The sequence below is a fragment of the Gibbsiella dentisursi genome (assembly GCF_039539505.1).
GTDB lineage: Bacteria > Pseudomonadota > Gammaproteobacteria > Enterobacterales > Enterobacteriaceae > Gibbsiella > Gibbsiella quercinecans.
The window spans coordinates 108866-130225 of the sequence record NZ_BAABDG010000002.1; the positions used below are offsets into that span (position 1 = coordinate 108866).

Below are 21360 nucleotides of genomic sequence, written 5' to 3' on the forward strand. Positions count from 1 at the left end.
ATATGAAAATTTGCAATCGATTAATTATCATCCTGTTGCTATCGGGCGAGACATTTTCATGTTCCGTTTTAGCCACTGCTGAATTTGACCAGAGCTTCATGGTTGGCACCAGCGCCAAAGAGCTCTCACAGGCACAAAAGAGCGCCATCAGTCCTGGCATCTATTCCGCTGATGTTTTTGTCAATAAAGAGTGGAAAGGGAAATATGATGTAAAAATCGATGCTGATGGCGCGGTTTATGTCGATGCGGGCTATCTGAAGAATCTTGATATTAAAACGCTGTTGCTAGCGGAACAGCGCAACGCGGCGGAGTGGGTTTTGCTGGTGCAATATCTCGAGCAGCGCGCCGTGGTGTTCCACCACGATAGTCTGCGCCTCGAGATTACCGTACCGCAGGCGGATATTATCGCGCATGATAAAAACTGGTTGCCCCCCGAACTCTGGGATAAGGGGATCAGTGGCCTGTATACCAACTACAATATGCTCTATTCACAGAGTCGCTACCGTAATAGCGGTGACGACCAATCTTATTTATATCTGTCGCTCAATAGCGGCCTGAATCTGGCTGACTGGCATTTCCGTGATAACTCTTACTACTATCGTCGTCAAAATGCCGAAACGAAGTGGGTGAACCGTAGCCGTTATCTGGAGAAATCGCTACCGGCGATCGACGCGATCGCAACGTTGGGTGACAATTCCAGCAATGCCGACTGGTTCGATAGCTTCGATTTTCGTGGTCTGGGCGTGAAAAAAGATTTGACGATGCTGCCGGACAGCTATCGCACCTATATGCCGGTAATTAAAGGCACGGCTGACGGCAACGCAGTCATTAAGGTGCTGCAGGACGGCAAAATTATTTACCAGCAGAGTGTGCCTGGCGGGCCGTTTATCGTCGCCGATCTGATGCCAACGGGCTCACGCTCCGATCTCAATCTGGTGATTGAGAATGCGAATGGCACCACCAGTTCGTCTTTTATTCCTTATTCAGCGGCTTCGAGCATGTTGCGCAGTGGTTCTTCCGACTGGTTGTTTAACGCCGGTCAGTTACGCACCGACTCACTGTTGGATAAAAGCTACTTCTCTCAGGTAGAGTATTCGTTGGGGGTGAATAACTACCTGACGCTGGCGGCCGGTTCGATTTTGAGCAGCAGATACAAATCGGGCTTGATTGGTGCATCGGTGTTGGTGCCGTATGCCGGAACCCTATCAGCCAGCGTTGAACAGGCCGCCCTGCAAGCTGCGCAGAACAAAGCCAGCGGCAGCAAAAGTAGAATTGCCTGGAACCGCTATTTCAGTGCCAATACCAATGTCACTGTCAGCCTGACACATAAAAAACCGGATTATCTGACGCTGAATGAATCCGACTCCATCAGCCAATACATCAGCAACAAGATCGGTTATCAGGCGCAGGAAAAAAACAGCCTGAGCATTTCGGTGGATCAGCGTTTGCCTGAAGGTTACGGCACGCTGTCGGCCAGCATTTATACCGTTGACTACTGGAACACCCAGGATAAATCAAAGCAATATTCATTGGGATGGAGCAATAGCTATAATAATATTTCCTGGACATTGAATGCCGGGCGGCGTCTGTATAGCCAGGGTTACGCTGTCGGCCTGGTCGATGCTCAGGATAGAGACGTAAAATATTATGACGAATCGTACGCCAGTCTGTCTTTGAGTATTCCAATCACCATTTTTGAGCGTGCAAGCAGTATTAGTTCATCCTTGACTACGGAGGGGAAAGAATATAGCTCATCATCTTTGAGTTGGAACCAGCAATATGCAGACAACCTGCGCTATAACCTGTCGGTGAAAAATAGCCAGCAAGAAAAAACCACGGCAGGCGGTTACGTTTCTTATGATTCACCGTTCGCCAATCTCACCGGTAATGTTACTAAAGGTAGTAACTACAGCCAGTATGGCGTTGGTGCCACCGGCAGCATTTTGGCTTCACGGTATGGTGTGTTGACATCGCCAAGAACGGGCAGCAACTTCGTTATCATTGATGCGCCAGGCGTTTCCGGCGCGAAAGTGAATGGCAATGGCAGTTTTACAACCAACAGTTCCGGTAAAACGCTTATTCCTTATGCTAAAGCCTGGCGCAAAAACAGCTACTATCTACGTTCCGAGGCCGGCAATGATGTGCTAGGTAATATCAAACAAATTGCCCCGTGGAAGGGCAGTATTTCCTATGTCAAATATATCACTGATACGCGCCAGACGTTTTCTTTACGCGCCGCTGATAGCAGAGGGAAACCATTGTCTTTTGGTTCGTCTATTTTTGACAAGGAAGGTCATGAACTCGGATATGTAGCTCAGGGTAGCTTAATTTATATAAAGGCAAATACTCTGCCTGATTATATTTTAATTAAAACGAATGGTGGTTCTTGTGTTATAAGGGACGCGACTGTTACAGGCGGGAATATATGCAAATAATCGTATGTAAAAAGTATCTACTCAATGTTTTCTTGGCATTATTTGGGCTTTTTTCTGGGGCGCAGGTGTATGCTGCCTGGTGTGATCCGTATAGCATGTTAATCGGTGACCGTTCTATGGCGGTGACCAGTAACGCTTCCACTGATATTAGCGATATGCTTTCGTTAAGTAATAGCTATTCCTATACCCAAAGCTCGAATTTTTCAAATTATACGTTACAGTGCTGGGCCGGTTCGACAACGTTGTATTATCGTAATGGTATAGATGGCGGTTACACGGTCAAATTCACTAATGGGGATCTGGATACCTATATCAAATTTACCGCATCGCTCTCAAAAAGCAGCCAAACGTTTACGGGCCTTGTAAACACGGCTATTGCGGCAAGTACTTTTGATGCCGATATGACGCTTAACGCCGAGGTCGTGAACGGTACCACCTATGATGCCACGACCTCAGGTTCCAGCATTGAGATACCGGTCTTATACCTAGTGACCTCAAGCGGCAATTCCACCTATGCAACCGCAAGCGCTTTGCGTAAAGTTGTCTCTACTTCTGCTCTGGCAACCGCAGCCTCTTTCAGTTATGTCAAAGCATTTGCGTCGATGACGGTGAATTTCTTGCCGACCACTACGACCTGCGTCATTGAAAACCTTGCGTTTTCCTTGCCCAACACTACTGTTTTTGCGTTGAAATCCGGCGATTATTCGGACAGCCAGTTCACGATCCCGGTGAGCTGCAGCGGCAGCGTGAACAGCCTCGCCACGAAGACGTTTAATTTACGCGCCTACAGTAACGATCTGGTCGATACCGGCAATTACATAATCAGAAATCCTTCCTCGACCTCATCCGGCATTGGTTTTCAGCTGTTTAACAGTGCTGCGGATCCTATCAAGATGAGTTCAACGTTTGATTCCGGCGCCACCTCGTTGGCCTCAATGACCAAAAGCAGTAGTTTGGTTACTTCACTCACCGGCATTGATATCGGTGCACGTTACAAGATTTACGACAGCAGTAATCTCTCGGCCGGCACGGTGGTTGGCACCATGGTGATTTATATGGAATATGAGTAAACACCCAGGCCAGCCGCTCCGCTAATTAGCCGTTCTTCATATTACGTTGCCGGAAGATGTTCGGCCAAATGACCAGAGTATCAGCGCGGCAAGGGCGGGGAGCAGTATCCCGAGCGCCAAAGGCAAGGCGCTTGAACTGATCGCTGAAGCCACCACGGCTGAACAGATGAAGGCGACGCCGAATTGCATGGCGCCGACCAAGGCCGAGCCCACACCCGATTGCCCCCGTGCCGCCTCCATGGCAATGGAGGTGGCGTTCGCGCTCAGCAAACCGACCATGGCGATTGAGAACCAGAGTGGGGCGATCAGCACCCAAAGCCGATGTGTTTGCGAAACCAGCAGCAGTACGAAGCTAATAGCCACAAACAGCGGCAGTACAGTGCTGATAACCGTTTGTACCTGCAACTTCACCAGCAACCGATTGTTGACGAACGAGGCGACGACCAACCCGAGCGCGACAAAGCCGAAGGCCAGGCCATATTCAATCTTACCGAGGCCGAGCACTCCCTGGAAAACGCTGGATGAGGCTGTGATAAAGGAGAACATGGCCGCCTGGACCAATGAACTGACCAGCGCCGGGACGACGAACGGGCGGGAAGCCAACAACTGCCAATAATCGCTGAATACGCCGGTCAGTGGCGTCTTGAGCCGTTTTGAGGCGGGTAAGGTTTCCGGCAGCAGCATGGATGCCAGCGCCAGTGCGAGAGCACCGATCGCCAACATCGTGATAAAGACCATTTTCCAGCCGAACTGCGTTACGATAACGCCGCCCAGCAGCGGCGATACGACGGGCCCAAGCGTCATCAGCATGACCAGTAGAGTCATGGTTCGCGCTGCTGCGGTCCCCTCATAGAGATCTGAGACCACCGCGCGCCCCACCACCATACCGCCGCAGGCGCCAAGTGCCTGGATGAACCGCAGGCCGACAAATATCGAGGTTGAACGGGTCAGGAGCAACAGTACCGTTGCGACGCAGAACAGCGCGGCTCCGGCCAGAAGCGGCCCCTTGCGGCCGAACCGGTCGATTAAAGGGCCGAACACCAGTTGGCCGACGCATAGGCCAAGGAAGAATACCGACAGCGACAGCTCCAGTGCCCCATCCGGGGCATTGAGATAAGCCTGGATGTCGCCGAAGGCCGAGAGATACATGTCGGTCGCCAGCGGCGGAAAGATCGAAAGAACAGAGAGCACCATGATGATTGTCAGCGTGTTTGATCCGGCGGGGGCAGATCCTGTTCTCATTCGCACTCTCCTTTATTTCGCCACTTCACTATGGATGAATGGTTAGCCTTCATATCTGCGCCTTTGTGCACCTTCGGTTGAGCATCAAGGGCGTGGTTGAGGTTCCCGTCCCCGCAAAGGTGCATAACAATTTGTTCAATCGCAGCATGAATAAATATTGTTGATTATGGCAAAAAAAACGGGGTTTGAAACCGGTTTCTGCTTTGGTTTTGATGGGTATCAAACATGATGATAAATCATACGATAACTTACTGAGCGTATGCTTACAGGGTAGGGAGAGCGAACTCCGCGTAGCGTGCTGCCTAATAAAAACCAGAAAGAGAATAAGCCGTTAGGTTAAATGCCATCGCCATCTTTAAATTGGCTTTGTAATAAACTGGCCTGCCGAATATTACTGTCCGGCGGCGTGTCGCGGGTTAACCAGACGTTACCGCCAATGCTCGAACGGGCGCCGATGGTAATACGCCCCAGCAGCGTTGCCCCGGCATAGATCACGACATCGTCTTCAACGATCGGGTGGCGCGGATAGCGTTTTTGCAAATTGCCGTCGGCGTCGGTGATAAAGCGCTTGGCGCCCAGCGTGACGGCCTGGTAAATGCGCACACGCTTGCCAATGATCGCCGTTTCGCCAATCACCACACCGGTGCCGTGATCGATGAAGAACCCTTCGTCAATTTGCGCGCCGGGGTGAATATCGATACCGGTCTGGCTATGCGCCTTTTCCGTCATCAACCGCGCCAGCAGCGGCAGTTCCAGCCGGTACAGCTCATGGGCCAGGCGGTAATGGATAACGGCGTGAATACCGGGGTAGCACAGCAGCACTTCATCCATACTGCGGGCGGAAGGGTCACCCTGATAAGCAGCCAGAATATCGCTGTCCAGCAGTTTGCGTATCGTTGGCAACTGTGCGGCGAACTGCTTGATGCGGTTGATGGCCTCTTGCGCTTCATCGCCAGGATGGGATTGTTCGCCGGCGTTATAGCGCAATTCCAGCGTGGCTTCTTCCGCCAGGCGCTCCAGCGCGTTGCCCAGCAGGTATCCCACATAATAATCTTCGCTCTCTTTTTTGAGATCGGTTGCGCCTAAGCGCATCGGATACAAGACTTTTGATAGCGTATCGGCAATATTGCTGACGTTTTCTTTCGACGGGAGCAAGCGTTTATTTTGATAATTACCCTGCTGGTATTTATCACGCCACTGTTGACGAACATTTTTTAATTCGTCAACGATGCTGTCTAAATGCCAGTTGATATTTTTCTGCGGGATATAAAACAATTCACCCAATTCCGGCATAGTGGCTTACCTCTTAAAACAGCATCACAATATAGCCCCTTCATACTTCAGGTTGCAGGTGTGTGGCAGGCGAAACAACTTTAAGTACAACGGGTATATAAGTTTGGATGAATTCATTAGGTTATAGCTATGATAGTGTGCCCCCGCGTTGCCCGAATCAAATACTTTTATAAGCTTTCGATAGTCACTCTGTGAATATACCCGCCGTTGCTCCAGCGGTGTCAGGCGTGGATTTTAATCAGCTCCGTGAGCGCCCCGGCTTTCAGATGGGCTAATTGATCGTCGCGCCGATCGCGCGGCCTGGCGACGGCCACGTTGACCTCCTGGATGATATGCCCGGGGGTGCCGCCCAGGATCAGCACGCGATCGCTTAGGTAAAAAGCTTCATCCAGATCGTGCGTGACCAGCAGCAGGGCAATGTGGTACTGGCGGGCCAGTTTTTCCACCAACTCTTGCAGATGCATGCGGGTGAAGGCATCAACGGCGCTAAAAGGCTCATCCATCAGCAGTACCTGCGGCTTGCTGTAAAGGCCGCGGGCAATCGCCACCCGCTGGGCCTGGCCGCCGGAAAGCTGTTTGGGCAGGGCGTGCTCATGCCCGGCCAGGCCGACGTCGGCAATCAGCTGGTTTACCCACTGGCTATCGGCGTTGTTGCCGTCTTCAAACCCGACGTTTTGCGCCACCGTCAGCCACGGCATCAGGCGCGGCTCCTGGAACACCACGCCGATGGCGTTTTTGGCATTCCCCGCTGCGGCGTGGGCGATGTCCAGGCTGCCGTGAAAGGCGCGATCCAACCCGGCGGCAATCCGTAGCAGGGTGCTTTTGCCGCAGCCGCTGGGGCCGATCAGGCTGATCACTTCCCCCGCCCGCAGTTCAATGCTGACGTTGCTCAACACGGTGCGCTGGTTGTAGGTTTTTTTGATGTTTTCAAGGCGTAGCAGGGTACTCATGATCACTCCTCACCGGCGTAACCGTCGCGCCAGGACAGGGCCTTGGTTTCTAATGATTTGAGCAGGCTGTCGGTTATCTTGCCCATCAGGGCCAGAGTAATAATGGCGACCAGCACCAGATCCGGCCGGGAGGTTTCCCGCCCGTCGGTGAGCAGGTAGCCAATACCTTGGGTGGCCGCCAGCAGTTCCGCCGCCACCACGCACAGCCAGGCCATGGACAGCCCCGCGCGCAGGCCGGTGAAGAGGTACGGCTGGGCGGCCGGGATAATGATCCGGCGCACCAGCCTGATTTTGGAAAAACCGTACAGGGTGCCCACTTCGACCAGCTTGCGATCCACATTGCGCACGCCGGCGACCAGGTTCAGATAGACCGGGAAGAACGAACCGATGGCGATCAGGGTGATCTTGGCGCCTTCGTCTATCCCGAGCCAGATCAGCAACAGCGGCACCCACGCCAGGCTTGGCACCGCCCGCAGCGCCTGGAACATCGGATCAAGGTAGGCTTCCAGCACTTTGCTTAACCCGACCAGCGCACCGAGTAACAGTGCCAGGCCGGCGCCCAGCGTAAAGCCGGTGAGCACGCGCAGGGAACTGGCCAGAATATGCTGCCAAAGCGGGCCTTGGGCCAGTTCGGCAAAGCTCAACCAGATTTCGCTCGGCGGCGGCATCACATAGGCCGGCACCCAGCCAATGCGCACAATGCCTTCCACCGCCAACAGCAAAGCAATCGGCAGTAAGAACCCGCGCAGATGGCGATAATAGCCTCTGGGCTGCTGCAAGGGGGCGCCCAGTTTTACGGCAGCGCCAGTCACTGTTCTTTCATTGGGGGTGATATCGCAGGTCATGCTATTTTTCCTCAACGATCGGCTTGGCCAGGGCGCTGTCGATCAGGGTATTTAGCGCCGTATCGGTGTCTGCGCCGGTGCGTATCACCCGATCGGCCTGCAGCAGCGGGATCACTGCCTTGATGGCATCCAGGTGCTTTTGCCCCGGCAAGGGCTGGGTAAAGTCATAACGGCCCAGTTGCAGCGCAATCACGTCTTCCGGCAGTTGGGTTTCAGCGGCAATCAGTTTTACTGCTGCATCCGGGTTGGCGATGATCCAGCGGCGCGCCTTGTCATAGGTCTGAATAACGGCCGAAACCGCATCGGGGTGTGCTTTCAGGAAGGCTTCCTGGGTATTCAGGAAGGCGGCAACGCCAAAGGCCGGGTTTTCGTACAGCGTTTTCGCCCCGGCAAGCTGGGCCGCCGCCAGGTGCGGATCCAGCCCGGCCCAGGCGTCGACGCGCCCTTGTTCCAACGCTGTGCGCCCATCAGGGTGTTGCAGGTGAACGATGCTCACGTCACTGGGCTTCAGGTGGTTGGCGTCCAGCGCGCGCAGCAGGAAAAAGTAAGGGTCGGTGCCTTTGGTGGCGGCAATTTTCTTTCCTTTCAGGTCCGTAACCGTTTTCAGCGGTGAATCCTTCTGCACCAGCAAAATGCTGGGCACGTACCAGAGGTAACTGTAAACCGCTTTCACCGGTTGCCCATTGGCGCGGCTGACAAACGCGGAGATGCTGGAGGTTAGCGCAAAGTCGGTCGAGCCGCCGTTGAGGAACTCCAGTGAGTTGTTGGAGCCGCGGGACAGTACCCAGCGCACCTGGGTGCCCTTGGGGTTGAAGGTATCTTCAAGCCAATGGTTTTTCTTCACCACCAGGCTTTCCGGCGAATAATAGGCAAAGTCCAGCCGGATTTCTTTCAGACTTTCCGCCAGCGCCTGCAGCGGCGCCAGCACAAAAAGCAGCGCTGCCAGTGAGATAGGGTATAGCCGGTGCGTGAATCGCATATTTTTCCCCGAGGTTGATTAAAGCAAAGTCAGTGTTTTTCGTCGGTCTTAGAGGTTTTCCGCCGCCCGCCTGCATAGCCGTTTTTTGTTATTGGCGTGCAGCCAGGATTGGCGTCGAATTGTTAAAATTAATGCGCGGTAGTTAAACAGCACAAATAACTATTAATGATTTGTTTATATTTTAACTGGAATAGGCGGTGGCCCGCTGACGGGCGCAGTGTGAATGGATGGCATAAACGGGTTGGCGCTGTGAGTGGGCGCCTCCGTGTTAGCGGCCGCGCCGTGAATGTTATAAAGCGGTTAATAGATGAGTGGTGTTGAAGGGTTATCTGACGCATTTCCCGCTTATATTCACCATTTTTATCTGTAGAGTGCGCTTTTGGCTGGAAAAGTTCCTGCCGCCGGGCGCTTAAAAATAAACCATGCAAAATGAACCGTTTTGATTACAACTATCAATGAATTTATTATTGATATTCAATGAATAGAGTGTGGGGTAAATATATTTGACATGAGTAGTTGAACCGGTTCAATATTGCCGGGTTCGGCAGTTTTATCAACAGAAAAACAGGATTACAAGGATGAAAGGGCGTTTATGGTTGTGCGGTGTCGCTGTGATAGGAAGCGTTATCTTTTCTAATGTCACGGTGCCGATGGTATCGGCAGCCCCCCGCACATTGGCGCCGGTTACCTTCGTTCAGGAATGGCCGGTAGCGGATGGATTCTGGATCCCTTGGATCCTGGGGAAAGACAAAGGTTTCTACGCGGATGAGGGCATCGATCTGAACATCGTCACGCCACCGACGGTTGCCGATACCATGAAGTATCTGGGCACCGGCCGGGCGGACGTTGCCTTCACCACCGTGATGGACATTGTTTTCGCCAAAGAGCAGGGGGCGCCGGTTGTCTCCATTGCCCGCTACGGCAAAAACAATAACTGGGGCATCATCACGCCGCAGGGGAAAAAGTACACCGTGGCGGAGCTGAAAGGTAAAACCATCGGCGCTTACAACGATGCCTGGACACAGGCACAACTGGTGATGATGTTGCAGCACGCCGGGCTGAGCCTGAACGATGTCAACATCGTGATCGCGTCTGATGATACCGTGCCGCTGCTGCTGCAAAAACGGGTGGACGCCATTACCGGCCTGACCAACGCCGAAGGCACCGGGATGGTAACCGCGGGCAATATGCAAACGGAGTTCATCCCGGCCATTGATAATGGCGTGCCGAACGCACCGGTGCTGATGCTGGCCGGCAACCAAAAGTGGCTTGAGCAAAACCCACAGTTGGCCAAGGCGTTTATGCGCGCCACGTTAAAAAGCATCGCTTACGCTGTCGATCATCCGGATGAAGCCGTTAACGCCTTCACCAAAACCTACAGCAAAGCGTATGACGAAGCGTTTATCCGGCAACAGTGGCACGACACCACGCCGCTGCTGTCACCGGTCAATAGCGCTGCGCTGGCGCAAAATATTGAGAGCTGGAATGCATTGTTAACCGCCGTACAGGCACAAAAAATCGTGAAAGAAACGCTGCCGGCAGAGCAGTACTTCACGAATAAGTATTTACCAGAATAATTAATTAGATTTAGAGCCTATCCCAGTAGGCGTTATTGTCGCAGCCAGTTTGGACACGGACAGCGCGCAGACAACATGCCGCGCATGTTGAACGGACTTTAGTCCGGCCCGTAGGGCGAGCGTAGCGAGTAAAACGGAGCGTACACGGAGTACGTGAGGATTTCGAGCACTGTCCAGGTTCAAAATGGCAAGTAAAATAGCCCTAATGGGATAGGCGATTATTACGTTTAAAACACCAAATATACCAACACCAGGGAACCCTTTATGGCCGCTTCGTTTTCGATGAAACCCGCCTGGGCCTATCGGCCGGGGCCGGATGTCGCGCCTAGCGCGCCGCCGGGCCTGTGCCGAGCACAGGCGTTGGCGCGGGCGGCGGCACAGTTCGGCGTCAGCGTGGCCAAAGCGGGGATCAGCGAAGCGGAAATAGAACAACAGGTACATGAGTATCTGCACCGGCACGGCGCAACCGGGGTCTGGACGATCACCACCGTCGGCGCCGGAGAAAACGCCCGGGTCTGTTTCCCCACGCAAGGCCCCGGCGAACAGATCGCCGCCGAGCAGGATATTGTGATTATCGATGTCCACCCGATTACGCAAGAGGGCTTTTGGGGGGACTGCACGCGCACGGCCATCGTCGGCGATGCGCCGCAGGCGCAGGCTACGTTGAACGATTTGCAAGCGATTCATCATGCCATGCTTAGCCGTTGCCGGCCGGGCATGCCGGCCAATGAACTGTTTGCCATGACCGCCGAACGCCTGGCCGCCGAAGGCTTTATCTTACTGGATTTACTGGGCAACATCGGCCACTCCCTTAGCGCCGGGGCCGCCTATACCCACGGTTTTATCGATGCCGACAACGCCAGCCCAATGTGGGGCGCCTGGGCCATCGAGCCGTTTGCGCTGCGTGATGAGATGGCGGTTAAAGTGGAAGACGTCGTGTGGTTTGGCCGGGATCGCTGCACCGTTCTGTAGGCCCTAAGACTTCACCATACGGTGCATGATGAGGAAAGCTATGCCTGCGCCTAAGCTGTCAATTCGGCAGGTGACCAAACGTTTCGGCACGATGACGGCGCTGGCGCCCACAGATTTGGACGTCGGCGCCGGTGAGTTTATTTGTATTGTCGGCCCTTCCGGCTGCGGCAAAAGCACCTTGTTCAACCTGATCTCCGGCGTGCTGGCGCCGGATGACGGGCAGATCCTGATTGATAATCAGAACATCACCGGGCAGGCGGGGCACGTGGGCTATATGCTGCAAAAAGATCTGCTGCTGCCCTGGATGACGGTGCTCGAGAACATTGTGCTCGGCGCGACGCTGAAAGGCGGCGCCAGCCGCGCGCAGCGGGCCGAAGGCGCACGGTTGGCGCAGCGCTACGGCCTGGGCGAGTTCATCAACCACTACCCGGCCGCCCTGTCCGGCGGTATGCGCCAGCGCGTGGCCCTGATGCGCACCCTTGCCATGCGGCACGACGTAATTCTGTTGGACGAACCTTTTGGCGCGCTTGATTCGCAAACCCGGCTGTCGATGCAGCAATGGTTGCTGCAGGTTTGGCAGGAACAGCGCCGCACGGTGATTTTCGTCACTCACGACATCGACGAAGCCATTTACCTGGCCGATCGCGTAGTGGTGATGTCGCCGCGGCCGGGCAAAATACAGACTGTGTTGCCGGTGGGTATTGCGCGGCCAAGAACCATGGCCAGCCTAACCAGCAGTAGATTCAGCGCGTTGAAAAAAGACATTCTGCAACTTATCTTTGCCGGGCAGGGGGCCAGCACCGATGCGTAGCCCAAAAAAACTGCTGTTGGCTGTTCTGGGGCCCTGCGTCGCACTGGTTTTGGTGGTGTTGGTTTGGGGCGCGCTGGTGCGTTTTTATGCTATCCCGGCGTATGTGCTGCCCTCGCCGGCCATGACCTGGCGGCATATTTGGGCCGATTGGGCTGTGCTCTGGCAGGGTTTCGCTGGCACCTTCACCACGTTTATGCTCGGCTTTTGCCTTGGCGCCGGCGCCGGTTTCCTGTTCGCCGTTTTGATGGACAGCAGCCGGGCGGTGCGCAGCGTGCTGTACCCGATCCTGATCGCCAGCCAGGCGGTGCCGGTGATCGCCATTGCTGCCGCGCTCACCATTTGGCTGGGTTTTGGCCTGGCGCCCAAGCTGGTGATCGTGGCGCTGGTGGTCTTCTTCCCGGTGGTGGTTAACGTGCTGGACGGCCTGAACTCGGTCGATCGCGATATGCTGAACCTGGTGAAATCCATGGGCGGCTCGCGCCTGGCGGTGTTCCGCTACGTTAAGCTGCCGGCAACCTACACGCCGCTGTTTTCGGCGCTGAAGCTGTCGGCCACCTTCAGCGTTACCGGCGCGGTGATCGGCGAATGGACGGCATCTACCAGCGGCGGGTTGGGGGCATACCTTCTGCAGGCCAACTCGCGGCTGAATACGGCGGGTACGTTCGCCGCCATTGCCTTTTTGGCCCTGCTTGGCGTGTTCAGCTTTATGCTGGTGATGCTGCTGGAATACCTTGTTACGCCATGGCGCACTTCGTCACGGGCCCGCTTCTGGGCGCGATATCGCGATTAACTTCCCGGCGCCGGCGCACCCCATCCAACCCCAGGTCAGTCCTGCCCCACGCTGTGCGCTGTGTATAATGTCGTCTTTCTACTGACCCCGCACACAGGATTTTTCATGACAGAGGAAGTTACCCCGCAACCCAAGGCAAAATGCACCATTCGTGACGTGGCGCGTTTGGCCGGGGTTTCCGTTGGTACCGTTAGCGCCGTAATCAATAACAACCAACGGCCGGTTGCGCCGGCCACGCGCGAGCGGGTGCTGCGTTGCATCGCCGAACTTAACTTCGAACCCAACAGCGCCGCCCGTGGGCTGAAGTATCAGCGCATCTCTTCCATTGGTCTTATCGTTCCCGATCTGAGCAACGCCTTTTTTACCGACATCGCCGAAGGGATACAGAGCGTGCTGGATCATCTCGACTGCCTGTTGGTGATGTGTATCACATGGTCGGATAAGCAGCGGGAGGCGTATTACGCCAAGGTGCTGCGCACGCAAAGGCTGAACGGTGTGATCTATTTATCCGGCACCGGGCTGCCCAGCCCTTCGCTGCTGGAACTGGCAGATAAAAATGCCGTGGTGTTTGTCGATGAATGCCTGCCCGGCGTTGATATCCCGTTTGTCAGCTCGCAGAACCTGAACGGCGCGCGCGAGTTGGCGCGCTATGTGTTGGCGCAGGGGCACCGGCGGTTGTTTATCGTCAGCGGCCCACAGGGGATGTGGACCAGCGAGCAACGGCTGGCCGGGTTCCGCGAGGCGTTTGTCGAGGCGAATATCGCGCCGGATTCGGTGCCGTTTATCCGTGGTGATTACACCGAGGCCGCCGGCCATTATGCGGCGCAAACCTTGCTGGCGATGCCGGTGGAACAGCGCCCTACCGTGGTGATGTGCGCCAACGATCTGATGGCGATGGGCTTTATCCGCTATTGCGAGCAGCAGCATGCGCGCGTTCCAGAGGATATTAGCGTGACGGGGTTTGATGATATTGCGCAGGCCAGCCATATGCATCCGCCGCTGACTACGGTACGCCAACCCGGCCGGGAGATGGGCCGGGCGGCGGCTACGTTGTTGTTGCGGCGTATTGGGGTGAGCGTTGAGGCGATGGATTCGTATGATTTTGCCACGGAGTTGCGTATTCGCGATTCGGTCAGCAATCTGAATGGAGTGGACTAAGTTTTTCGCTGGTGGAACGGCAACGTTGTTTGTTGGATTCGGGGAGGGTTTCGGTCGCTATAACTCGGTCGTTTTTTGTCGCACTGGAGCCCGCGCCCGAGTTAGGGATCCCCACAAATAACGCCTGTTTCGTCATTTTCCTGCCAGCGATCAAAGGAGTGGTTTAGGTTACAAATACTGTTTCGGCAACGTTCTTTGTTGAGGTAGGGGAGGGTTTCGGTCGCCATCATATCGTGGTTTTTTGTAGTACCGTAGCCCGCGCCCGAGTTAGGGGCCGTGGGCGCGGCCCCTAACGACCCACGCCTGCGCCATATCAGGCGGCCGCTGCGCGGCTGCCCTCACTGTGTCACTGCGCATTAATGGCCGGCTACGACAGGCGTCCCTGCCTGTCTCGCCTGAAACCGCCGTCCTGGCGGTTTCGCCTATGCTACGTTCCGTCGTTCGGCGCCTTCAATGGCTTCAACCCCGGTGCTCCACTCACCAAATGCGTTGTCTTTGATTGTGTCAAAACCGGAGGTTAGGTTGCCCGGTGGCAATAGATTTGTGTTTTGACCTTCCGCGCGCATCTTGGGCTGCCGAGCAAGGCACCGTTGCCAGGGGCAATCGGCCACGGACGGTCGATTGAGGCGAGACAAACAGGGATGTTTGTCGTAGCCGACCCGCCCGGCGACGGGGACGCCGCGAGGGTACCCGCGCAGCGGGCAGGCCATGTTAAGCGCAGGCCGGGGTGTCGGGGCCGGGCCTGCGGCCCTGACAATTGCCTGCCACTATTGCCGCAAAGAAACTTGGAGTGATTAAGGCAATTCCCATTACGCTGGTGGCGGCAGAGTGCTGTTTCGGCAATGTTCTTTGCCCTGACCGAGAGGGTTTCGGTCGCTATAACTCGGTCGTTTTTTGTCGGACCGCAGCCCGCGCCCGAGTTAGGGGCCGTGGGCGCGGCCCCTAACGACCCACGCCTTCGCCATATCAGGCGGCCGCTGCGCGGCTACCCTCACTGTGTCACTTCGCATCACGGCCGGCTACGACAGGCGTCCCTGCCTGTCTCGCCTGAAACCGCCGTCCTGGCGGTTTCGCCTATGCTATGTTCCGCCGTTCGGCGCCTTCAATGGCTTCAACCCCGGTGCTCCACTCACCAATGGCATTGTCTTTCATCAAATAATGAATGAGGGGCACCGTCTAATAGACATCCCGCACGTAGCGCTTTTCCTGCGCCAGCCGTGTGACCCACTCCGCGGCGGCTTCCGCCTTCATGCCGCCGTGTTCCTGCACCACCTGGCGCAGCGCGGCGTCCACGTCCTTGGCCATACGCCCAGCATCGCCGCAGACATAAAAATACGCTCCCTGTTGCAGCCATGCCCACAGCTCGGCGCCGTGCTCCAGCATCCGATGCTGAACATAGATTTTTTCCTGCTGATCGCGTGAGAACGCCGTCTCCAGCCGGTGCAGATAACCGTTTTGCTGCAGTGCGGCAAACTCCTCCTGGTAGTAGAAATCCGTTTTGGCGCGCTGTTCGCCAAAGAATAGCCAGTTTTTGCCGGTTGCACCGGTGGCCTGGCGCTCCTGCAGGAAGGCGCGGAATGGGGCGACGCCGGTGCCGGGGCCGACCATGATCATCGGCGCATCCAGGGCGGCGGGCGGTTTAAAATGCGCAGACTTCTGCACGAAGATGGGGATCTCGGCCTGCGCCGCACGGTCGGCCAGGAAAGTGGAGCATACCCCGCCGCGGCGTTTATCCCCCTGGCCGTAGCGGACGGTCGAGACGGTTAAATGCACCTGATTCGGCGTCGCTTTGGGGCTGGAGGCAATCGAATACAGCCGCGGCTGCAGCCGTTTCAACACCGTTAACCACTCGGTGGCGCTGGCCTGCACCGGGCAGGTCTGGAGCAGATCGACGATCTGCCGCCCCCACAGCCACTGCTTCAGAGCCTCTTTTTGATCGTCATGCAGCAACGCGGCCAGCCAATCGCTGCCGGCACGCTCATTGACGAACTGCAGGATATCGGGGGTGATGCGCGCGATATCCAGATGATTTTCCAACGCTTGCGCCAACGGCATCTCGCCGCGATCCGCCACGCTGACCAGCGTATCGGGAGCAAGGCGCATGGCGGCCAGCAGTTCATCAACCAGCGCCGGGCAGTTGCGTGGCCAAACGCCCAGTGCATCGCCCGCCTCGTAACGCAGGCCGCTGTCGGTTAAATCGAAAGCGTACTGGCGAGTTTCTTTTTCTGCGCCGGGCGCGTTCAGCAGGCGGTTTGTCATCAATCGGCTATGCAGCGGGGCGTTGCGGCTGAAGCCGGCGGCCGGGACCGCCGTATCCGCCGCCGGGGCGCAGTCGGCAACCGGGGCCGGCGTGGCTGTGGCGAGCGCCATTTCGGCCTGAGTAACGTTCGCCAACACCGGCAGCAGGCTAGCCAGCCAGGCGTTGGCGGTGGTCTGATAGTCAGATTCGCAATCGGTGTGCGCCAGCAAGCGCTGTGCCCCCAGCGCGGCCAGCCGCTCATCCAGTTTGCGGCCAAAGCCGCAGAACTGATCGTAACTTGAATCGCCAAACGCCAGTACGGCGAAGGCCGTGTTTTCCAGCCGTGGCGCGCTGTCGGCCTGCAAGGCGGCCCAGAGCGCACTGCCGTTGTCCGGCGGATCGCCATCGCCGAAGGTGCTGGTGATCAGCAGCAGTTGGGAAGCGGCGGCCAGATCGCCCGGCTGTGCATCGCCCATGTCGGCCAAGGTCACCTGGTGGCCCGCCGCCTTAAGTTTCGCTGCGCATTGCCCGGCAAATTCTTCCGCATTGCCGGTTTGCGAAGCCCAAAGCAGGGTGATGGCCGGTGTGCTGCCGGCAGTGCTTTCCGCCGGAGACGGCAAGGCTGTTGCGCCGGCGTTGCCGTCCCCAGCCAGCCAGGTGCGGGCGAACAGGCCGGCCAGCATGCCGTCGACCAAAAGCCGTTTGGTGGGTTCGAACGGCGCGGTTGCAGGCAACACCGGCACGCCGCCGGCCTGGCGGGCGGCATCGGTGCGCAGCGCGGCCAGGTAACCCTGGAGATAAATTTTTTCCTGCGTCTCAAGCGAGACGGCGGGCGCAGTATCAAGGCCGAGAAGCGTGGCCAGCGCGTCGATGTGTTTCATATCGAGGACTCTGGTTTGATTCTCCGATGTGCCTGCGCTGGCACTTGCCTGGTGGTTGGCCGCAAGAACGCCATTGTTCTCGCTGTCCGGATTGAGGGTTGACGGTTTTTCTGCAACGCGCGTCAGGGCCACGGCGCAGAACTTGAATTCAGGCTGGAGCGACAGGGGATCGATGGCATCGCTGGTTACCGCATTGATCGCCAGCTCCTTACCAAAGACATCGTTCCAGTGAAAGGGGGCAAAACAGTTGCCGGGGCGTACCCGGTCGGTGACGACGGCGGGCAGCACTGCCCGCCCGCGGCGCGACGTGATCGCCACCGGGTCTTTATCGCGAATGCCGAGCGCCGTGGCGTCTTCAGGGTGAATCTCAACAAACGGGCCGGGGTTGAGCTTGTTCAGCGTCGGGATTTTCCCGGTTTTGGTCAGCGTGTGCCACTGGTGCTGCAGGCGGCCGGTGTTCAGTATAAAGGTAAAATCCGCATCCGGCATTTCCGCCGGCGACATGTGGGGGCGCGGCAGAAAAACACCTTTGCCGCTGGCGGTGGCGAACACGATGTTTGGGCGTTCGCCCGTTTCACACACTTTCAGCGTTTGGCTGACGCCGGTATTCAGATAGCGTATCGGGTGCCGGTCCTGCTCGTCATCCGGCGGACAGGGCCACTGCAACGGGGTTTCGCGCAGCCTGGCGTAGCTGGCGCCGCGAATGTCATAGCCGGTTTTTGGGTTCCAGGTGCGTTTGATCTCCTCGAAAACCGCTGATGCATCGGCATAGCTAAACGCGGCGCGGTAACCCATCTCACAGGCGATCTCGGCGATGATTTGCCAGTCCGGCATGGCGTCGCCGGGCGGATCGATGGCTTTTTGCATCAGCGTCAGGTTGCGTTCGGAGTTGATCATCACACCTTCGGCTTCGGCCCACAGCGCGCCAGGCAGCAGAATATCGGCGTAGCGGTTGGTTTCGGTATCCAGAAACGCGTCCTGGGTGATGGCCAGCTCCGCCGCCTGCAGGCCGGCGATAACATTTTTCCGGTTGGGCACGGTGGCGACGGGGTTGGTGCAGATGATCCAGCAGGCCTTGATTTTGCCCTGCTGCATATCCTGGAACAGGGTAATGGTGCCGCCGCCGCTGTCGGTGCGCAGCGTTCCGCTGGGGATGCCCCACAGTTCTTCGATAAAAGCGCGATCCTGCTCGGCCAATACCGAGCGCTGGCCGGGCAGGCCCGGCCCCATATAGCCCATTTCCCGCCCGCCCATCGCGTTGGGCTGCCCGGTGAGCGAAAAGGGGCCGCTGCCGGGGCGGCATATGGCGCCGGTGGCAAGATGCAGGTTACAGATGGCGTTAGTATTCCAGGTGCCGTGGGTGCTTTGGTTCAGCCCCATGGTCCAGCAGCTCATCCACTCCGGCGCCGTGCCGATCCACTCCGCCGCCTGGCGGATATCGGCCTCCGCCAGGCCGGTGATCGCGGCCACTTTATCCGGCGGGTAGTCTTCCAGGAAAGCGGGCATCGCCTCCCAGCCCTCGGTATAGCGGGCGATAAAATCATCATCGGTATGGCCGTTCTTCACCAGCAGGTGCAGCAGGCCGTTGAGCAGGGCCAGATCGGTGCCGGGCTTGATCTGCAAAAACAGCTGGGCTTTGTCTGCCGTGGTGTTACGGCGCGGATCCACCACGATCAGTTTTGCGCCGGCCTTCACCCTGTCCATCATTCGCAGGAACAGGATAGGGTGGCAATCGGCCATGTTGGCGCCAATCACGAAGAACACATCGGCTCGATCGAAATCCTGGTAGGAACCCGGCGGCCCGTCTGCGCCTAACGAAAGTTTATAGCCGCTGCCGGCGCTGGCCATACACAGGCGTGAATTGGATTCAATGTTGTTGGTGCCGATAAAGCCTTTGATCAGCTTATTGGCCAGATATTGGGCTTCCAGCGACATTTGGCCAGAGACATACATCGCCACCGCATCCGGGCCGTGGGTATCGATAATAGCGCGCAGGCGGCGGGCGGTTTCCGTGATGGCGTGGCGCATCGCCACTTTCACCGGCTCATGCTGGTGCTCGTTGCGCAGATAGGCGTGTTCAAGCCGCCCGCTGCCCGCAATGGCCTGGGTGCAGGTGCTGCCTTTGGTGCACAGCCGGCCAAAATTAGTGGGGTGCTGCTTGTTACCCGTTACCTTGATGGCTCGGTTGTCTGCGACGTCGATAATGATGCCGCAGCCTACCCCACAGTAAGGGCAGACGCTCTTGATCGTGTTTGGCGGCATAGCCTGCGATACGCCCCTGGCAATAAAATCGGTCATGCCATAGCGCAGCAATATCCATGCCAGCCTGATAGGCCGGCCTGACAGGAAGATCTGTGGCCTGGCGCGGCAAAATGCACCGTGGCGGCGCATTTTGCCGTTTGAGCGCTTCATGATGATTCCAGCCGGTTTGTTTTCGGCTTACGTTAAAATAATCAAAACAGGGATTAACGCAGTATTCGTTGTTTGGCGATATGTATATAATATTTCCCGGGTGGAATTTTATTTTCCTTGATGAGCGAATATTTTCCACTTGTGCTGAAATATAAAGCCGCATCACTGGGGATGTGGTTTTTTCATATCAAAGATATCTCTGAAGTTATTGAGGTGCAGGCGGTTAGCCTGTGCAGTAAAACGTATGTTCCAGGAGATAATGGTTTTTATTTAGGGATAAAAATGAATAATACAAGTTATAACCTCACCTTGTTACTGACAGCAACATTGCTGTGTGCTTGCACTACGCAAACCAGCAGCCCGGAACGGCATGCCAAACATGCCATCTATCAGATAAACAGCGATCATTTTGATCCCAACTCCAGGACGCTAATTACGGATACGATCCGCATGAGCGTGCCGTTTTTTGATCAGTTTTACCAGGAGGGTAAAAAAGACCGTGCCAACGGATTAACGCCGCAACAGGCAAAGGCGAAAGAAAATTATTTCCGCAGCCCTGAGTTTGCCAAGATGTGGGAAAGAAAACAGCGCTTTATCAATACCGAATACAGCTCCAGCGATTCACAAAAGCAAAAGAATGTCCTGATGAATGAAGCCATCGCGGCCTACTACGATGGTTACGAAGGGCGCTCCTGATCGTTTTTCCCTCTGAAAGCGTACGGCCGGTGCAGATGGCCGTACGCTTAACAATGGCGTGCCAGAAACGCGCTAACGGTTTGCATACAGGCCTGCCGCTCTTCGACGTGCGGCATATGGCTGGAAGCTTCAAAGATCACCCATTGGTTATCGGGAATCAGATCGGCGTAGGGTTGCACCACCTCCGGCGCCGCTTCATCAAAGCGGCCGGAAATCAACAACACCGGCACGGCGATCGCCGGCAGGCGATCGATAATGCTCCAGCCTTTCATGGAGCCGATCACATGGAATTCCGTTGGGCCGTTCATCGCGTGATACACGGTGGGATCGGCATCCATCGCGGCAAAGGTGCGTTTGACTTCAGGCGGCCACGGATCGAGCCGGCAAACATGGCGCTGATAAAAAACCTGGCTGGCGGCGCGGTAGGCTTCGCTGGCCAAAGTGCCGGCGGCTTCGTGGGTGAGCAGGCACTGTTGCACCTCCGGCGGCAACGCGGCCCGCAGGCGCGCCGCCGCCTGTAACCATAACGCCATTGATGCCGGGGAGTTGGCGATCACCGCCGCCTTCAGGCCCGCAGGCCGCGTCACTGCATGCTCGGCCGCCAGCATGCCGCCCCAGGATTGCCCGAGCAGTGCGTAGTTATCGGCAATGCCCAAATGGTGCAGCAGGTTGTTCAATTCCTCGAGAAACAGCGCCACTTGCCAAAAGCTGGCGGGTTTGTCCGGCAAGTGGGTCGAGCGGCCGTTGCCTAATTGATCGTAGTGGATGACTGCGCGGCCGCTGGCGGCGATATCCCGGAAGGCATCGACATAGTCATGGGTGCAGCCGGGGCCGCCGTGGGCCACCACCAGCGGCGCCAGGCCGCTGTGCAAATCACCGCAGATACGATACCAGGTCTGGTAATCCCGGAATGGAGCATAGCCTTCGCGGATGCTGGACATAACGTTTTCCCTGTGCGTGGAGATGGCGACAAGGTAAAACAGCGCAGCCCAATCGAACAGCTAGCAAAA

The 21360-nt window shown here is 56.6% G+C and carries 15 protein-coding genes; 8 read left to right on the plus strand and 7 right to left on the minus strand.

Annotated features, from left to right (window positions below; genetic code table 11):
* Positions 1 to 2 precede the first annotated feature (2 nt).
* Both ABFX35_RS00895 and ABFX35_RS00900 read left to right on the plus strand, forming a co-directional pair.
* Positions 3 to 2435: a fimbria/pilus outer membrane usher protein gene (locus ABFX35_RS00895; protein WP_346078630.1), complete on the plus strand. Its 2433-nt coding sequence runs from the start codon at positions 3 to 5 to the stop codon at positions 2433 to 2435.
* Positions 2426 to 3505 (plus strand): fimbrial protein, encoded by a 1080-nt coding sequence (locus tag ABFX35_RS00900; RefSeq protein ID WP_346078632.1) that lies wholly within the window; start codon positions 2426 to 2428, stop codon positions 3503 to 3505. The genes ABFX35_RS00895 and ABFX35_RS00900 overlap by 10 nt, the downstream gene beginning before the upstream one ends.
* A 36-nt stretch (positions 3506 to 3541) precedes the next feature.
* Here ABFX35_RS00900 and ABFX35_RS00905 read toward each other — a convergent pair whose 3' ends face one another.
* From ABFX35_RS00905 to ABFX35_RS00925, 5 genes are all read right to left on the minus strand, one after another.
* Positions 3542 to 4747: a multidrug effflux MFS transporter gene (locus ABFX35_RS00905; RefSeq protein ID WP_279027424.1), complete on the minus strand. Its 1206-nt coding sequence runs from the start codon at positions 4745 to 4747 to the stop codon at positions 3542 to 3544.
* Between the two features lie 336 nt (positions 4748 to 5083).
* The gene (epsC, locus tag ABFX35_RS00910; RefSeq protein ID WP_346078635.1) at positions 5084 to 6040 is read right to left on the minus strand and encodes a serine O-acetyltransferase EpsC; all 957 of its coding nucleotides are present in this window, start codon (positions 6038 to 6040) and stop codon (positions 5084 to 5086) included.
* Between the two features lie 221 nt (positions 6041 to 6261).
* A complete protein-coding gene (locus ABFX35_RS00915) occupies positions 6262 to 6990 on the minus strand; it encodes an ABC transporter ATP-binding protein (protein WP_346078637.1) in 729 nt (242 codons plus the stop codon).
* A gap of 2 nt (positions 6991 to 6992) precedes the next feature.
* The gene (locus ABFX35_RS00920; protein ID WP_346078639.1) at positions 6993 to 7835 is read right to left on the minus strand and encodes an ABC transporter permease; all 843 of its coding nucleotides are present in this window, start codon (positions 7833 to 7835) and stop codon (positions 6993 to 6995) included.
* 1 nt (position 7836) lies between these two features.
* Positions 7837 to 8814, minus strand: a complete 978-nt coding sequence (locus ABFX35_RS00925) for an aliphatic sulfonate ABC transporter substrate-binding protein (protein WP_346078641.1) — start codon at positions 8812 to 8814, stop codon at positions 7837 to 7839.
* A 611-nt stretch (positions 8815 to 9425) separates the two neighbouring features.
* Here ABFX35_RS00925 and ABFX35_RS00930 point away from each other — a divergent pair.
* The 5 genes from ABFX35_RS00930 (at position 9426) to ABFX35_RS00950 (ending at position 14122) form a co-directional block, all read left to right on the plus strand.
* Positions 9426 to 10391, plus strand: coding sequence for an ABC transporter substrate-binding protein (locus tag ABFX35_RS00930; protein WP_346078643.1), 966 nt, complete (start codon positions 9426 to 9428; stop codon positions 10389 to 10391).
* A gap of 264 nt (positions 10392 to 10655) precedes the next feature.
* Positions 10656 to 11363 (plus strand): M24 family metallopeptidase, encoded by a 708-nt coding sequence (locus tag ABFX35_RS00935; RefSeq protein WP_346078645.1) that lies wholly within the window; start codon positions 10656 to 10658, stop codon positions 11361 to 11363.
* Positions 11364 to 11403: 40 nt separating this feature from the next.
* A complete protein-coding gene (locus ABFX35_RS00940; RefSeq protein ID WP_346078646.1) occupies positions 11404 to 12174 on the plus strand; it encodes an ABC transporter ATP-binding protein in 771 nt (256 codons plus the stop codon).
* Complete coding sequence (locus tag ABFX35_RS00945; RefSeq protein ID WP_346078648.1) at positions 12167 to 12964, plus strand: ABC transporter permease; 798 nt, start codon at positions 12167 to 12169, stop codon at positions 12962 to 12964. Before ABFX35_RS00940 ends, ABFX35_RS00945 begins: the two co-directional genes overlap by 8 nt.
* Positions 12965 to 13069: 105 nt before the next feature.
* Positions 13070 to 14122: a LacI family DNA-binding transcriptional regulator gene (locus ABFX35_RS00950; protein ID WP_346078650.1), complete on the plus strand. Its 1053-nt coding sequence runs from the start codon at positions 13070 to 13072 to the stop codon at positions 14120 to 14122.
* A gap of 1176 nt (positions 14123 to 15298) precedes the next feature.
* Here the strand turns inward: ABFX35_RS00950 and ABFX35_RS00955 are convergent.
* On the minus strand, positions 15299 to 19504 hold the full coding sequence (locus ABFX35_RS00955; protein WP_346080803.1) for a sulfite reductase subunit alpha: 4206 nt from the start codon (positions 19502 to 19504) through the stop codon (positions 15299 to 15301).
* 270 nt (positions 19505 to 19774) lie between these two features.
* Between ABFX35_RS00955 and ABFX35_RS00960 the strand changes: the two genes are divergently transcribed.
* On the plus strand, positions 19775 to 20350 hold the full coding sequence (locus tag ABFX35_RS00960) for an Exc2 family lipoprotein (protein ID WP_346078652.1): 576 nt from the start codon (positions 19775 to 19777) through the stop codon (positions 20348 to 20350).
* 47 nt (positions 20351 to 20397) lie between these two features.
* Here ABFX35_RS00960 and ABFX35_RS00965 read toward each other — a convergent pair whose 3' ends face one another.
* Complete coding sequence (locus tag ABFX35_RS00965) at positions 20398 to 21291, minus strand: proline iminopeptidase-family hydrolase (protein ID WP_346078655.1); 894 nt, start codon at positions 21289 to 21291, stop codon at positions 20398 to 20400.
* Positions 21292 to 21360 lie beyond the last annotated feature (69 nt).

Coding starts and splice junctions, on each gene's coding strand:
- ABFX35_RS00895 (WP_346078630.1), top strand. CDS start 3: ATGAAAATTTGCAATCGATTAATTATCATCCTGTTGCTATCGGGCGAG.
- ABFX35_RS00900 (WP_346078632.1), top strand. CDS start 2,426: ATGCAAATAATCGTATGTAAAAAGTATCTACTCAATGTTTTCTTGGCA.
- ABFX35_RS00905 (WP_279027424.1), bottom strand. CDS start 4,747: ATGAGAACAGGATCTGCCCCCGCCGGATCAAACACGCTGACAATCATC.
- epsC (WP_346078635.1), bottom strand. CDS start 6,040: ATGCCGGAATTGGGTGAATTGTTTTATATCCCGCAGAAAAATATCAAC.
- ABFX35_RS00915 (WP_346078637.1), bottom strand. CDS start 6,990: ATGAGTACCCTGCTACGCCTTGAAAACATCAAAAAAACCTACAACCAG.
- ABFX35_RS00920 (WP_346078639.1), bottom strand. CDS start 7,835: ATGACCTGCGATATCACCCCCAATGAAAGAACAGTGACTGGCGCTGCC.
- ABFX35_RS00925 (WP_346078641.1), bottom strand. CDS start 8,814: ATGCGATTCACGCACCGGCTATACCCTATCTCACTGGCAGCGCTGCTT.
- ABFX35_RS00935 (WP_346078645.1), top strand. CDS start 10,656: ATGGCCGCTTCGTTTTCGATGAAACCCGCCTGGGCCTATCGGCCGGGG.
- ABFX35_RS00940 (WP_346078646.1), top strand. CDS start 11,404: ATGCCTGCGCCTAAGCTGTCAATTCGGCAGGTGACCAAACGTTTCGGC.
- ABFX35_RS00945 (WP_346078648.1), top strand. CDS start 12,167: ATGCGTAGCCCAAAAAAACTGCTGTTGGCTGTTCTGGGGCCCTGCGTC.
- ABFX35_RS00950 (WP_346078650.1), top strand. CDS start 13,070: ATGACAGAGGAAGTTACCCCGCAACCCAAGGCAAAATGCACCATTCGT.
- ABFX35_RS00955 (WP_346080803.1), bottom strand. CDS start 19,504: ATGCCGCCAAACACGATCAAGAGCGTCTGCCCTTACTGTGGGGTAGGC.
- ABFX35_RS00960 (WP_346078652.1), top strand. CDS start 19,775: ATGAGCGAATATTTTCCACTTGTGCTGAAATATAAAGCCGCATCACTG.
- ABFX35_RS00965 (WP_346078655.1), bottom strand. CDS start 21,291: ATGTCCAGCATCCGCGAAGGCTATGCTCCATTCCGGGATTACCAGACC.